This is a genomic window from Pseudovibrio flavus, from assembly GCF_009711345.1.
In the GTDB taxonomy this organism is placed as follows: domain Bacteria; phylum Pseudomonadota; class Alphaproteobacteria; order Rhizobiales; family Stappiaceae; genus Pseudovibrio; species Pseudovibrio flavus.
In genome coordinates this window covers 35,149-49,070 of sequence record NZ_SMMA01000055.1, presented here as the reverse complement: position 1 = coordinate 49,070, position 13,922 = coordinate 35,149, and the positions used below count along the sequence as shown (strand labels likewise).

At 53.5% G+C, this 13,922-nt stretch carries 17 protein-coding genes; 7 read left to right on the top strand and 10 right to left on the bottom strand.

Translation table 11 applies throughout. The features are described 5' to 3' along the window. Positions 1-4 precede the first annotated feature (4 nt). Complete coding sequence (locus E1162_RS04860; protein ID WP_155127872.1) at positions 5-760, top strand: sulfite exporter TauE/SafE family protein; 756 nt, start codon at positions 5-7, stop codon at positions 758-760. Positions 761-821: 61 nt separating this feature from the next. Here E1162_RS04860 and E1162_RS04855 read toward each other — a convergent pair whose 3' ends face one another. After that, a complete protein-coding gene (locus E1162_RS04855) occupies positions 822-1,175 on the bottom strand; it encodes a hypothetical protein (protein WP_155127652.1) in 354 nt (117 codons plus the stop codon). A gap of 310 nt (positions 1,176-1,485) precedes the next feature. Beyond that, on the bottom strand, positions 1,486-1,662 hold the full coding sequence (locus E1162_RS04850; protein ID WP_155127649.1) for a YdcH family protein: 177 nt from the start codon (positions 1,660-1,662) through the stop codon (positions 1,486-1,488). Positions 1,663-1,989: 327 nt separating this feature from the next. Between E1162_RS04850 and E1162_RS04845 the strand changes: the two genes are divergently transcribed. The 3 genes from E1162_RS04845 (at position 1,990) to E1162_RS04835 (ending at position 3,928) form a co-directional block, all read left to right on the top strand. Continuing rightward, complete coding sequence (locus E1162_RS04845) at positions 1,990-2,202, top strand: YdcH family protein (RefSeq protein WP_155127646.1); 213 nt, start codon at positions 1,990-1,992, stop codon at positions 2,200-2,202. A 102-nt stretch (positions 2,203-2,304) separates the two neighbouring features. Then, positions 2,305-2,808 carry a 5-(carboxyamino)imidazole ribonucleotide mutase gene (gene purE, locus E1162_RS04840; RefSeq protein ID WP_155127643.1) on the top strand — a complete coding sequence of 168 codons (504 nt, stop codon included), beginning with the start codon at positions 2,305-2,307 and terminating at the stop codon, positions 2,806-2,808. Positions 2,809-2,842: 34 nt separating this feature from the next. Continuing rightward, positions 2,843-3,928, top strand: a complete 1,086-nt coding sequence (locus E1162_RS04835) for a 5-(carboxyamino)imidazole ribonucleotide synthase (RefSeq protein ID WP_155127640.1) — start codon at positions 2,843-2,845, stop codon at positions 3,926-3,928. Positions 3,929-4,025: 97 nt separating this feature from the next. Here the strand turns inward: E1162_RS04835 and E1162_RS04830 are convergent, their stop codons facing one another. The 3 genes from E1162_RS04830 to E1162_RS04820 form a co-directional block, all read right to left on the bottom strand. Next, the gene (locus E1162_RS04830) at positions 4,026-5,423 is read right to left on the bottom strand and encodes an MATE family efflux transporter (protein WP_155127637.1); all 1,398 of its coding nucleotides are present in this window, start codon (positions 5,421-5,423) and stop codon (positions 4,026-4,028) included. Positions 5,424-5,524: 101 nt separating this feature from the next. Beyond that, the gene (locus tag E1162_RS04825) at positions 5,525-6,319 is read right to left on the bottom strand and encodes a class II glutamine amidotransferase (protein ID WP_257098680.1); all 795 of its coding nucleotides are present in this window, start codon (positions 6,317-6,319) and stop codon (positions 5,525-5,527) included. An 80-nt stretch (positions 6,320-6,399) separates the two neighbouring features. Then, complete coding sequence (locus E1162_RS04820) at positions 6,400-6,609, bottom strand: DUF6356 family protein (protein WP_155127634.1); 210 nt, start codon at positions 6,607-6,609, stop codon at positions 6,400-6,402. Positions 6,610-6,742: 133 nt separating this feature from the next. Here E1162_RS04820 and E1162_RS04815 point away from each other — a divergent pair, with 133 nt between their 5' ends. The 3 genes from E1162_RS04815 to E1162_RS04805 all read left to right on the top strand — a co-directional run bounded on the left by E1162_RS04815 (position 6,743) and on the right by E1162_RS04805 (position 8,692). Continuing rightward, positions 6,743-7,213 carry an Lrp/AsnC family transcriptional regulator gene (locus E1162_RS04815; protein WP_155127631.1) on the top strand — a complete coding sequence of 157 codons (471 nt, stop codon included), beginning with the start codon at positions 6,743-6,745 and terminating at the stop codon, positions 7,211-7,213. A gap of 214 nt (positions 7,214-7,427) precedes the next feature. Further along, on the top strand, positions 7,428-7,676 hold the full coding sequence (rpsU, locus tag E1162_RS04810) for a 30S ribosomal protein S21 (protein ID WP_371311811.1): 249 nt from the start codon (positions 7,428-7,430) through the stop codon (positions 7,674-7,676). Between the two features lie 164 nt (positions 7,677-7,840). Beyond that, a complete protein-coding gene (locus E1162_RS04805) occupies positions 7,841-8,692 on the top strand; it encodes a tetratricopeptide repeat protein (RefSeq protein WP_155127625.1) in 852 nt (283 codons plus the stop codon). Between the two features lie 56 nt (positions 8,693-8,748). Here E1162_RS04805 and E1162_RS04800 read toward each other — a convergent pair whose 3' ends face one another. From E1162_RS04800 to E1162_RS04780, 5 genes are all read right to left on the bottom strand, one after another. Then, a complete protein-coding gene (locus E1162_RS04800) occupies positions 8,749-9,627 on the bottom strand; it encodes an alpha/beta fold hydrolase (RefSeq protein WP_155127622.1) in 879 nt (292 codons plus the stop codon). A 105-nt stretch (positions 9,628-9,732) separates the two neighbouring features. Beyond that, positions 9,733-11,037: a hypothetical protein gene (locus E1162_RS04795; RefSeq protein WP_155127619.1), complete on the bottom strand. Its 1,305-nt coding sequence runs from the start codon at positions 11,035-11,037 to the stop codon at positions 9,733-9,735. A 156-nt stretch (positions 11,038-11,193) separates the two neighbouring features. Further along, positions 11,194-11,478 (bottom strand): aa3-type cytochrome c oxidase subunit IV, encoded by a 285-nt coding sequence (locus E1162_RS04790; RefSeq protein ID WP_257098679.1) that lies wholly within the window; start codon positions 11,476-11,478, stop codon positions 11,194-11,196. 125 nt (positions 11,479-11,603) lie between these two features. Next, entirely contained in the window at positions 11,604-12,965 is a 1,362-nt protein-coding gene (locus E1162_RS04785) for an ABC1 kinase family protein (protein WP_155127616.1), read from the bottom strand. Next, positions 12,962-13,912 (bottom strand): heme-dependent oxidative N-demethylase family protein, encoded by a 951-nt coding sequence (locus E1162_RS04780; RefSeq protein WP_155127613.1) that lies wholly within the window; start codon positions 13,910-13,912, stop codon positions 12,962-12,964. Before E1162_RS04780 ends, E1162_RS04785 begins: the two co-directional genes overlap by 4 nt. Positions 13,913-13,922: the final 10 nt, after the last annotated feature.

The window sequence follows — 13,922 nt, the reverse complement described above, 5'->3', positions numbered from 1 at the left end:
AAAAATGCTACCTATTGCCGATCCCGTCTTTTACCTCTGCGCGATCCCTGCCGTTCTGATTATCGGCATCTCCAAGGGCGGCTTGGGTGGTGGAGCGGCTTTGATCGGTGTTCCGCTTCTTTCGCTGGCGATACCCCCGCTTCAGGCAGCCGGTATCCTGCTGCCGATTCTCTTGGTGATGGATGCGGTCGGGCTCATCTCTTTTCGCGGCACCTACGACAAGCGCACGCTGATAATGTTGATACCGGCAGGACTGGCAGGCGTATTCATCGGCTGGATGACGGCATCCTACGTGTCTGAGTCGCACGTACGGCTCATCGTCGGCATTATTTCGCTCATGTTTGTGCTGAACTATTGGCTCGGTGGGCGCAAAAAGACAGAGCCTGCACCACACAACACGCTCAAAGGCCTGTTCTGGGGAACGCTTTCCGGCTTCACCAGCTTTGTCTCCCACGCAGGCGGCGCGCCCTATCAAATGTACACGTTGCCTTTGAGGCTATCGCCGGTCCTTTATGCGGGCACCGCGATCATCTTTTTCTCGACCATCAATTTCTCGAAGGTCTTACCTTACTTCCTGCTCGGCCAGTTCGATGCAACGAACCTGTCGACGTCGCTTGTTCTGCTACCCCTTGCAGCTATCGCCACATATGCAGGCGTTCACCTGGTGCGCATCATCAACGTTACGCTGTACTACCGCATCACCTACTTTGTGGTCTTTCTCGTAGCGCTGAAGCTCATTTACGACGGTCTGACCGCATAAAATAAAAAAGCGGGCCGAATGACCCGCTTGAATGTCTTGTCTAAGCTCTTTGAAAACAGAGTTAGGCAACGCCGGTAAACGAGAGGCAGCTATAACGCAGCACACTCAGCGGAGCCTCTCCGCTAAAAGGGCTTTCGCGTACTCCCACGATGAGAGCAACAACGCCCGATACCAGCAGCACTGAAACCCAGAAGAACCAAGTGCGGCGCATGTGATGCACGGCCACATGGCGGCATAGGTAAAGGTTTACGGCAAACGCCAAGCCGATCAGACCAAGCAGCCAAACAGACACACTTTCAGATGCAGCTCCACCGGCAAAATTATTCAACGCCCAGAAAAGTCCAGCTGCGCCAAAGCACGCGCCAAGCACGATAGTCGCCACGTCTTTGTGGAGTTTTTTATTGAATCGTTGCATGGGTGCTCTTCCGTCTTTTGGACCGCTCCTTACAGAAAGGCCTTGGACCGCGTTATGAGCTCAGTATAGGCAGAAGTTTTAAAGACGAAGATGGCGCAAATTGTCGCCCGCAGTAAAATAACTTCAAGAATGGTAGAATAACGGCGCAAACATCGTAAAATTACAAACAACACCGGCAAGTATCATTAAATTTATCAACAATTCTGCTCAATCGCTCAGCTTATATATACCAAAGTATAATCATAAAATAAGCGCCACATCGTGAGATATGACGCTTACACCCAGTATATCAGGGTTCAACTGTGAAATTTTAGTGACGCGTTTCCGTCTTTAGCTTGGCAATCTCGTCCTTTATCTGGAGCTTCCGTCGCTTGAGCTCAGCGATTTCCAAAGAGTCTGCGGAAGGGTGAAGCGAAGCAACTGCGATTTCTTTTTCAAGAGAAGCGTGGCGACGTTCCAGCTCGGACAGATGAGATTGGATGGACATAGATAAAAATCCTCCTGCCATTAGCGTTTACGAAGTGAGTGTGACACCAAATTCTCGGCTTGTCGAACGAGGAATGGATGTAATTTCCGTAAGGTCCGCAACGCACGATAGGCATATTGCCACCATTTATCCGTAATTGTGCTCCAGCAAAAAACCACTAATTAACCATAGGGGTCTCCGCTATTTCACGTATCTCCTTAGAAACGCCACGACAAGTTGTAAGCACTATGGAAAACCGGTGGCGTGGTAGAGCCAATCCCGCCTATACTCTGCGCAACGCAGCATTACCCATAGCTGCGACCCCTTGCCACAGGACCGGGAGGTTTCATGACAGATGACGCGACAGATCAGGAAGAAATAAGAGCCCTCGTTACATCCTTGCGACTCGAACACCGCGATCTTGATGATGCGATCAACGCTCTCACAGCTTCCGGCACCAGCGATCATCTTCAGCTACAGCGGCTCAAAAAGAAAAAGCTACAGCTGCGCGACCGGATAATCCTTCTAGAAAACCAGCTCCTACCCGACATAATTGCGTAACTGAGTTAATCGCTACAAAAAGGTTAGAGCGTCCCCCTTGCCTCAGTGCAGCGGATCCCTATACTTCGCGCCTTCTTTTCAAAACTCTCAGGGGATCGGGGTATGGCAAACACCTCCAGCGCTTCCGTTGCTATTATTATGGGAAGCCAGTCCGACTGGCCAACAATGAAGAACGCCGCGGACACTCTTGATGCACTCGGCATTTCCTACGACGCGAAGATTATCTCCGCTCACCGCACTGTTGACCGTCTTTATGACTTTGCAACCAACGCCCGCGATAACGGCTACCAGATCATCATCGCCGGTGCTGGTGGTGCAGCGCACCTGCCGGGCATGACTGCGGCAATGACCCCTCTCCCTGTTTTTGGCGTTCCGGTTCAGTCCAAAGCCCTCAGCGGTCAGGACAGTCTGCTTTCTATCGTGCAGATGCCAGCGGGCGTTCCTGTAGGCACTTTGGCGATCGGCCGCGCTGGCGCAGTTAACGCTGCATTGATGGCCGCATCTGTGCTTGCACTGAACGACAAGACCATTGCTGACAACCTTGATGCATGGCGCGCCAAACAAACCGACGCAGTTGCACTTGAACCAGTAGACGACCCGGCATAAAAGGCCCGCATACTCAAGCGAAAGAAGGCTCTGAATGACCAAAGCCCTTACTCCCGGAGATACCGTCGGCATTCTTGGCGGTGGCCAGCTGGGGCGTATGATTGCCAGCGCAGCAACACGTCTGGGTCTCAAGACCCACATCTTCTGCCCTGATGCCAATTCCCCCGCATTTGATAATTGTGCGGCGGTGACCAGAGCAAACTACACAGATCAAGAAGCCCTCGAAAAATTCGCCGCTTCCGTTTCTGTTGTCACCTATGAGTTTGAAAACGTTCCGGGTGAAACCGCAGCTTTCCTTGAAGCCCGTGTTCCGGTCCGTCCAGGGTCCAAGGCACTCGCCGTTTCTCAGGACCGCCTCCACGAAAAAACCTTCCTCCAAGACGAAGCCGGTGTGGCTGTTGCCCGCTTTATGCCAGTGGAAACACAGGCAGAGCTGGAAGACGCGCTCGCAGCGTTTGGCGGTAAAGGCGTTCTCAAAACCCGCCGCTTCGGTTACGACGGCAAGGGCCAGATCATGATCCGCTCAGCTGAGGACGCGCAAGGCGCAGTCGCCAAGCTCGGCTCAGGCCTCATTCTGGAAGAACTGATTCCTTTCCAGAAAGAAGTCTCCGTCATCGTTGCTCGCGGTGTTGATGGACAGATCGAATGCTACGACGTGGCAGAGAACGTTCATAAAAACCACATCCTCAAAACCTCCACAGTTCCTGCTTCCGTCAATGAAGCGACTTCCAAGGAAGCCGTTGCCATGGCAACACGCATCGTTGAAGGGCTGGACTATGTGGGTGTGATGGGCGTTGAACTCTTCCTTCTGGAAGATGAAAGCGGCCAGCAGCTGAAAGTGAACGAGATTGCGCCGCGCGTGCATAACTCCGGTCACTGGACCGAGGATGCCTGTCAGGTTTCCCAGTTCGAGCAGCACGTACGCGCTGTAGCAGGTTGGCCACTGGGCAGCGCAGAGCGCGATTACGACGTGGTGATGGAAAACCTGATCGGCCACGATGCTGATAGCTGGAAGGATATTCTGGCGGAAAAGAACGCTCGCTTGACCCTCTATGGCAAAGCAGAGACCCGCGACGGCCGCAAGATGGGCCACGTAAACCGTCTCGCTCCTAAGAGCTAAAGGCGGCAACGCTTTAGAGTATAGCTAATAAAAAAGGGCGATCCACGGATCGCCCTTTTTGCATTCTGTCTTTAAGTGGACTGCCGCCCGCAATTGCTTAGCAGCACTCCAAGCCTGTTTCCCTGCGGCGATAGAAGCGCCATGTCAGCATCGCAGCCGAGGCAGCAAGACCGCCAGCAAGACCAATCCAGATACCTTCAGGACCAAAGCCAAGCTTGAACGCCAGCACGTAGGACATAGGGATACCGATGACCCAGTAGCCAATGAACGCAATAATCATTGGGGTACGGGTATCGGAAAGACCGCGCAGCGCACCGGCTGCTACGACCTGAATACCGTCAAACACCTGAAACGCAGCAGCCCAAACGAGCAGAGGAACGCCAAGCGCCAGAACTGCCGCCGCATTCGGGTTGGTCTGGTCGAGATAGAAACCGATCCAGATTTCCGGCAGAAGCCAGAAGAGCGAAGCACCAACGACAGCGACGCCCATAGCCATCAAGATACTACACCAGCCAGCAAGCATAATGCCTTGAGCATCTTTACGGCCCAGAGCCAAGCCAACACGCACAACAGTCGCGTTGGAGAAGCCGATTGGAATCATGAAGGCAAGACCGGCAAGCTGCGCGACAATACCGTGTGCAGCAACTTCCAGCGTACCGAACCAGCCCATCATAAAGGCAGCAGCGCTGAACAGACCTGTTTCAGCAACCAGCGCCAAAGAATACGGCCAGCCAAGGCGCAGGGTTTCAAAGAATGCACCCCAGTCCGCACGCCAGAAGCGAACGAACACCTCGTAGGTCTTCACGGTCGGTTCGTTGAGCACGTACCAGATAAGAATGACAGCAGCCAAAGCGTTGGTACCAACGGAGGCAACACCTGCGCCGACAATACCCATTTCAGGCATGCCGAACTTACCGAAGATGAAGGCATAATCGAGCACCGCGTTAAACAGCGCACTGATTACCGTTGCCCAAAGCACGATCTGCGCACGCTCAAGCGAGGTCAGGAAGCTACGCACCGCCATAACGAACAACGATGGATAGATCGACCACTGCAAGATACGCAGGTATTCACCAGCCAGCGCGGAAACATTAGGGTCCTGACCAAGCAGCAGCAGTATCTGCTCCCCTTGCCAGAGCACTCCCATGCCCAAAGTGGAGAAGCCAAGCGCGATCCACATACCCATGCGGGCCGCACGGCGCACACCACGCACATCACCCTGCCCTGCAGCTTGTGATGCCAGTGGCATAACAGCCTGCACCAAGCCAAGGCCAGCGAGCCATACAATATAATAGAGCTGGTTTGCCAAAACCGCAGCAGCAAGCTGATCTGCGCCAAGCCAACCAATCATCACCGTATCGGTAACGTTGATTGCCATCTGCGCCAGCTGCGCACCAATAAGCGGCAGGCCCAGCAACAATGTTGCCTTGGCTTCCTTAAGCCAAAGTTCCAGTGGTCCGGCTTTTCTGCCGCCGAATTTTTCAAACGACGCCATGCATTGCTCCTGCACAAAAACAGACAGCTCATACCTCAGACCGGATTCCAGTCTCGGTTAACTGATGGGATGGAGTTGACCTAAACTGATTAGGTGATCAGTTAGGCGACCTCTTTTTTGAAGTTTTTCACTTCAAGAGGCATAAAACTAGGAGCACCTATGCCCCCAAAATAAATCATTTGTCCAGCAGGAACTTCAAACCAGTCATTATTGATTGGGTCCAGAGGCTCCGAGACAACGGTCAAACCACCATCACACAGCCGGTAATAAAGGCTGGGAACAATAGCGTCACTGGAATAGCGCATTACATAAAGACGCTCACCATCAGAAAGGGCCGCAGTAAAGCGCAATGCTTCCCGCACGCCATTCTGATTCATAATGTCGAGCACGTCCTCAAGCACTTCACGGGTTACACGGCACGGGTCCACCGCCACACCACGGCTGAGCAGCGCAAGGAAGAGCGCTTCGCTATCTGTCGTGCCTTGGCGGTGGGCGTAATACTCGTCCGAGATCATATTCTCGATCTGTCTGCGGATCTTTTGATATCCGCCGATCTGCCCGTTATGCATAAAGAGATAGTTGCCAACCGCGAACGGGTGACAATTGTTGCGCGATGTCGCTGTTCCGGTGGACGCACGCACATGGGCAAAGAACAAACCCGACTGGATTTGATGCACAAGGCGGCTGAGGTTTTCATCACCCCATGCCGGAAGCGTGTCACGATAAAGACCGGGCGCAGAACGCGCGCCGTACCAGCCGATACCAAAGCCGTCCCCGTTGGTATCGACCTTCGCCTCGCTACAACTGAGCGATTGCGCGATGAGAGAATGTTTTGGCTGCCGGACAAGGTCCTCCAAAAAGATAGGTTTGCCTTTATAGGCCAGCCAACGACACATAGTTCCCCTCACCTGTTGCTAGGCTCACCTTCCCAGCAAATACACTTCTTTAATATTAGACTTTCTGCAAAGCCGTTTGATCACCGGCCGCGATTACGCAGCTTGTCGGCTGTCTCGATAATGATCGTGCTGGCAGTCTTTTCAAACGCAAATGGCAAGATTGCATGAACAAAGGCAGCAAGACTTGCGCCGAGCATGATACAGCCAAAGCGGAAGGCAAAGGCCATATGCTGGAAATAGGTTTCGCCGACAGAGCGTGGATGATCGGTAAAAGCGGTCAGAATGCGCATATATAAAGTCCTCCGGATTTCTAATTTTCTTGTTTGAACGAGCCAAGCTTAAAGAGAACCTGCAGGACGCGCTTCCCATTCTTCGCATTAATACGTATATTTATGCGACAATCATACCAAGAATCGGGAAATACTGATGACAAAGCTGGATGAATTCGACAAAGCGCTGCTCGATCAACTCCAAACCGACGCGACTTTGTCCCTTGCTGAGCTGTCTGAGCGCATAAACCTGTCCCGCAATGCCATCTGGCGACGACTCACGAGACTCGAAAGCGAGGGATTCATCCGGGAGAAGGTGGCCAGACTCGACCGCGACAAGCTGAATCTGGGTCTGACTGTGTTTATTTCTGTGCGAACCGAAGCCCATTCTTCACAGTGGTTCGATTCCTTCCACAAGGCGGTAAGCGAAATCCCTGAGATCACCGGCATGTACCGAATGACTGGAGATGTAGACTACGTTTTACATGCTTTTGTTCCGGATATGCGTTCGTACGATAGACTTTACAAGCAACTCATTAGTAAAGTGGCCCTCTCAGACGTTTCATCTAGCTTTGTAATGGAAGAAATTAAGGACACGACCAAGGTCCCTTTGACCTACATCTGAGTGCACAACAGGTCCTCTACACATTATTTTCTGAACTTACGAAAAAAATTAAGCAAGTTTCAGAGTATCGACTGTAGACACGATCATCGCATTCTGGTAGGAACCCCCAACACTTGAGCGAGGCCCTTCGTGGCGGCGTACCTTTGGTTATGCGGCTTTCTGCATCGCTCTCGTCATAGTCTCTAGATGGATCAACGCCGGTCAATTGCGATAGGTGTTGGAGAAAAAGGATCAACGCGTGCAGGTTCTCGTTCGCGATAACAATGTCGACCAGGCGCTTAAAGCGCTGAAGAAGAAGATGCAGCGTGAAGGCATCTTCCGTGAAATGAAGCTTCGTGGCCACTACGAAAAGCCATCTGAAAAGAAGGCACGTGAGAAGGCTGAAGCAGTACGTCGTTCCCGCAAGCTCGCTCGTAAGCGCGCTCAGCGTGAAGGCCTTCTGATTGGCAAAGGCCGTCGTTAATTCTTGACGCCTGCCTCGGAATAGGATGAGGCGCGTCTAGCGCCCCATATTCTTCAAAACGGACCCACCGGAAGCTTCTGGTTGGTCCGTTTGCTATTTCTGGTGGTGTTTTTTCCTAGAATTTGTCAAACTACACCTCCATATCAAAATTAAAGGAAGGCCGTATGCGGCACATGAAGATTGACCGTTGGGGCGCAAAACTGCGACCTGTCATCACCACGTGCGCACTTGCTGCGACCCTCGCCGCCTGTCAGTCCACGGGCACTGTCTATAAAGACGTTCCAATCAATCAGGCAGTAGGCTCCAGCAGCAACATCGGTTCCTTGACAAATGTTGTCGAGGCGAACCCGACGAGTGCTCTTGCCTACAACACCCGCGGCATTGCCTATGCAGAAGCCGGTCGCCTCGATCAGGCGATTGAAGACTTCAATCAGGCAATCGCGCTTAACCCGAATTCCTATCAGGCTTACGCAAACCGCGCCCTCGTTGAACGCCGGAAGAAAGACTTCAATTCCGCCATCAGCGACTATAACCGCGCGCTTGCTATCAAGCCGGATTACGTTCAGGCCCTGAACGGCCGCGGCAACACCTACCGCGCCCTTGGCCAGAACACCGCAGCTCTGCGTGATTATAACGAAGTGATCCGCCTTAACCCGAACGATGCGAAGGCCTACCACAACCGTGGTCTCATCTATAAGGCACAGGGTCACCAACAGTCTGCAATCGTTGACTTTTCTCGCGCTATCGGCCTGAACTCGCAAGCCTATTCGCCGCTCATCGCCCGTGGCACCATCTATCTGGAACAGGGTGATAATCTGGCAGCGCTCCGCGATCTGGGTAACGCAGTTGCTTTGAACCCGCGTTCGTCCTCCGCATGGGCAAACAAGGGTCGCGCAGAAGAAGCACTGGGCCGCGCTGCAGAAGCACGCCGCTCTTACCAGAAAGCGCTTCAGTTCAATGCCAACAACTCAATGGCAGCGCAAGGCTACGCCCGCTTGGGTGGCAAAGCCGCTTAAGCGACAAACTGATCTAACGAAAAAGCCCGCTCATCGAAGCGGGCTTTTTTATTGCCTTATGGCTGGCTCATCATCCAATTGAGCACCAACCGCCAATCAGTCATGCGGATCGGCGTGCCATGAGTTCCCGCTTCAAATAGCGCAAAGCTTGCCGGATAGGTGTCATCCTTAGCGCGGATAGCTTTGTAAAAGCCAACCTGCTGCTGCCACGGGTAAACGATGTCCTTTGTTCCATGACCAAAGTAGATCGGTACCTTGCGCGCAAAGGCTGGGCTGGTCAGGAAGCTTTCATCCAATGAACCGCCAAGGATCAGATAGCCATCAATATGACGGCTTGCTCGCTCTTCATTGGCAAGGCGATAGCAGAGTAAGCTACCCATAGAACCGCAGGACAGGAAGATCGAGGCATTTGGCGCTTTTTCTGCGTAGGCCGCGATCAAGGTTGAGAGCTCACGCTGACCTGTATCGGCAAAATCGCTAAAGTCGGGGGAGAGATAAACGCCTTTGTTGCGGATCATCAAGTTTTTGATGCGATTGAAGTTTCCGCCAAAGCTGCCATCTTTGACCCCATCAAGACGAGAGCCGCCTTTGCCATGGAGATAGATGGTAATCACCTGTGTCTTCGCATTAGCCTTTCCAACGCGAAAATAGTCCAGACGAAGCTCACCCTGTTTGAAGGTCGCATCACGCTGATGCCAACTTGGCTTGGTGGAAATGTATTTGCGCTTTGCCTGCACAACAGGCGTTGCATCACGCCCGTTAATGTCACGCATCTCGTTATAATCCACCCGCACAAACTGGCCGTTATCGGCCTGCTCAAGCACCGATGGATAGCTAAAAAGCTCGTCTTTATAGGGCGCAAGCGCCTCTGCCTTGGCATGGGTAGCTGTAAACACTGCTGAAAGCAGCAGTCCGATCCAAATCTTTCGCGCCATCAAATTCCCCATCACCTCTGGCTTTGCGCATACCCTATGGGAAGCGGCGAAAAATGCCTAGCCAAACTACAAAAAAGGGGAGCAGTAGCTCCCCGTTTTGCAGTGCTATTCAAGCGTCAATTCCGGAACCTTAATCAACGGGGCTCGTTCGCGAATGAAGGCGCCGCTGTTCCATGAAAGCTCATGCAGCTTGCTGCTTGCAAGACCAAGAACGCGCAGCTCCACCTGCCCTTCATGCGCAGACGCTGCCATCTGCTTGATCAAGTAATCTGCATCCTGAATCTGGCGGTCGGAGAACCCAACGCGGTCTGCTGCTACAAAAGCAATCCGCTTTCCGGCGGCAGTAACGCCAACCGGAACGCCATGCTCCATTTTCAAACTCTTGAGAGGCGCTTCATGCTTGTCATACTGCGCAGCCATCAGCAGCGACATAACCATGTAGTTCGCAGCATCTGGATTCGGATTGGATGAAAGGAACAGGTTGATCTGCTCTGCCGTAGTATCGCGCTTGCCTAGCGTGTGAAGAGCACCAACGAAGATAGCTTTCTCACCGCGTGTCATCGCCGGCATGGTCACAAAGCGATGGGCCGTTTCCTTGGAGATACCAAGGCTCATGAGAGAGCGGCGCATGGTTTCGTCGGCAACAGTCGGGCTTTCCACCAACATCAGGCCGATTCCCGAAGTCGCATAAGCGCCGGTTACGACAGCGCCCACACCGCCCGGAATGAAGAAGGTCGCGACACGCACAGCGGTTGAAGAAGAGGCAAACGCCCAAGCCGCTTCATCCAGCTTGTCAGAAATCGGCTGGAACTCGGTGTAAGGATCAACGCCCAGTTCTACAGCGATACGGCGGCGGGCTTTTTCGCGGCCAACAACAGCAGCGGCAACTTTCTCGCCAGCGCTTTCATCACTGCCGCTTGGCGGGGACTTATCCGTTGAGGACTGTGTGAACGAGGTAGCAACACCGCCCACCATTTTACCAGCACGCTCTACACTGTTGCTGATGGTTTCACCCGGCTTAGTGACAAGGTTGCCAAGGAACCCGATTGGCCGGGTCACGGCATCAACAACACCCTCACCTGCATTTTCCGCCCAGTCGGTATGTTCCAACTGCTGCACTGCACCCATTTCCTGAATACGCTTGCGCAGCTCAGCGGTACCGCGAACGGTGAAACGGCCGTAGTTGGTTTGCAGTTGATACTCAAGCAATGTGCCTTTAAGGCGAACTGGCGCCACCACCTGATAGTTGGCACCGCGCCCGATAATATCCTCACTGCGCAGCACATCTTCAAGGCTGCCTATTTCCGCAGGCAAAGCATGGGCAACCGGCACAACAGCTGTAGTACCCAGCACAACAGAAAGGGAAAAAGCGAGCGCAGCGGCAAACCGCTTGGTGGAGTGTTTTGGCATTTATCTTTTTAACCACGCAAGACAATGAAAGGCATTTAAACCTTTCTGCGGGGATGGTTAACAAAGACCTAACACGAACGCAATTGTAGTTATGCGAACGAAAAAGCCGCGGCTCCCGCCGGAGCCACGGCTTATAATAAGCATCAACCAGCGAAATTAAACGACGGTGAAAAGTGCCGCGACCGCTGTCAAACCAAGAACGATGCTAGGGATCTTGCTCGCGCTCTTTTTAGAGGCAAGGCCAATGCCGGCAGCAACAAGGTTGAGAATGAGCATAATAGAGCCCAGTACAGTGCCGGCGGTGCCACCAAAGCCAAACATAGCCAAGCAGATTACAACACCAATCACACAGAGTGTGCCGACAATAGAAAACTTGATGAAGCCTTCGTAGGTCCGCTCGTGTTCATTATAGTCCATTGCAGGAACTCCCCCCTCGGACATATGACCCCCTAATAGTAAATTCACGTAGCAAACATCTATCATTAGCAGCAAGCCGACGCAACGCAACCTTGGTACACACTACCAACCTGCTGTTGGTAGCCTGCAAACCCCACTGATCACGCCGCTTAAACCGCCTCGGAGATTCCCGCTCGTTTAAGCGCCATCTCCTGTCTGCGTGCTACTGCAGAGCTGGAGAAGTTGGCGATCTGGTCGTTAAAGAGGGCGAAGAAATTGAGCTCTGCCCGCAAATGCAGGAATACGCCGCCTAGGCCGATAGCTGCCCTATCCATAAACACGAAGTAGCGCGGCACACGCACAGGCCCCAGCTCCTTCAATGCCTGATGAACCTTGAACGCCTCTTGCCGCCCGTATGCGGCAGGTGAAACACCATCGGCAATGGATCGGGTACGATCACTAAGCAGCGGGCCGTAAATAAACCGTGCCCAGACATTCAACACATCGATCAGTTCACGCGATAGGTTCTGGAAGCCCCAAAGCTCATAGGCAGAAACAATGCGGGCGTCGTCGTCATGGAGAAGACCTCTATACAACTCGACAACCCCTTGCACGAACTGCGGCGGGAAGATGCGAACGCAGCCATAATCCAGCAGGTTGATTCCCGCAGCTTCACCGTCTTTTTCAAAGACCGTGTAGTTGCCCAAATGCGGATCACCGTGAATGACGGCAAAATGGCTAAATGGATACCACCACGCCTCGAACATTGTCTGCGCTAGTCTGTTGCGCACTTCCTGCGGCGCATCCTTGTAGGAAAGCAGTGAGTTGCCCTCCTGCCAGCTCATGGTCAAAAGCCGCCGCGTGGAAAGGTCGGCATGAACCTTCGGCACGCGAATATTTTCATGAGCTGCAAGGATAGAACGGTAGAGCGCGGCGTGCGCTGCTTCGCGCTCATAGTCCAGCTCTTCCCGCAAGCGACCGGAAATCTCCTCGGCAATCTCGCTGGTGTCGATGGCAGGGCGCATGCGCCGATGAAGGGAAAGCAACATGGCAAACTGGGAAAGGTCGGCCTCCACAGCGCTATCCATCTCTGGATATTGCAGCTTACACGCCAGCGGTTCCCCATCAGGCGTTGTTGCCCTGTGCACCTGCCCAAGAGACGCTGCCGCTGATGGCGCGTGGTCAAACTCGCCAAACCGGCTCAGCCAGTCAGCGCCCAGCTCTGCCCGCATGCGCCGCTTTACGAAGGCCCAGCCCATTGGCGGAGCGTTGCTTTGCAGTGTTGCAAGCGCCTCGGCATACTCCGGCGGAACCGCATCGGGGATTGTGGAAAGCAGCTGCGCCACCTTCATCATCGGCCCCTTGAGGTCACCAAGCGCTGCCGCGATCTCTTCAGCATTCTTCGCCTTATCCAGATCCTTACCCAACAGCTTTGCGCCGGCAAGCTTAGCGGCAATACCGCTCATGTTGGAGCCAACACGAGCATAGCGGCCAACACGGGCCGAAAATCTATTTGTTTCGCGATCCCTCATTCGCAAACCTTTTGTCTGTTTTGATCAGCAGATGTCTCGTTCACGCCGTCCGCGAGAGCATCAAGACACACAACGACGCTCTCCAGACTATCGCATAGCCCCTTATACGCGCGCTGCTCCTTGGTTAGACCAAGCAGTTGCTGCTTTAAGCCCGCAATTAGTTCTGCCGCGTTGGGCTGCTCGGCCAGCTGCCGCAGCGGATCATGGTAGATGCGGATCATGAAAAGAATATCGCCGCTTTCAGGCAGCCGCCGCAAGCTCTGCTTTTCAACCCGCAAGTGGATGGTATCAAGCAGCTCATCAACGCTTCGATCCGCCGACAACGGCGCGATCCTACGGGGAACCGGATTGTGTAGTGCTCCGTCAGGATAAAGAGACCAATTGAGCCGCCATACGGGGCGCTCTACCGCCAAGCGCTCGAAAATGCGGTGGGTCATTTGCCCCATGCGGGCACCGTTAAAATCCGGCACACCATCATGGATTTGCGTCATGGAGCGGCCGTACTTTTCAAGAAGCGCCCATGAGGAGGGAAAGCAAAGCGCTGCAGCAGCAAGGCGATAGCCGTCTTCTCCCGCGCGCATCAAAACAAGATCTTCCTGCACCAGCTTTGCAGCGGTAAGCAGCGGCGGTTCTGCACTCGCAAGGTCGATCCTCCCGCCTGTCGAGCGGATGCTTATGCTGCTGTTATCACTGCGGGAATAGTCCTGCGGAAACTGCTTAAGCACATGTGCAGCAATAAGGTCGAGAACCTCCTGCTGTGCAGCGTGTGTTCCCTCTTCTGCTGCAAACACCTTGTCTTGCCGTTCGGCAAACAGACGCGCTTTTTCAGCAAGGTGGCTGGCTAAGAAGCGGTCCGGCTCAATCCAGTGCGCAAGATCAAGCGGCTCAAGACCAACTGTAAACGGCGTTTTCGATCCATCGTACGGCGTGTAAGCGAATCTCGACATAAAAATCCCC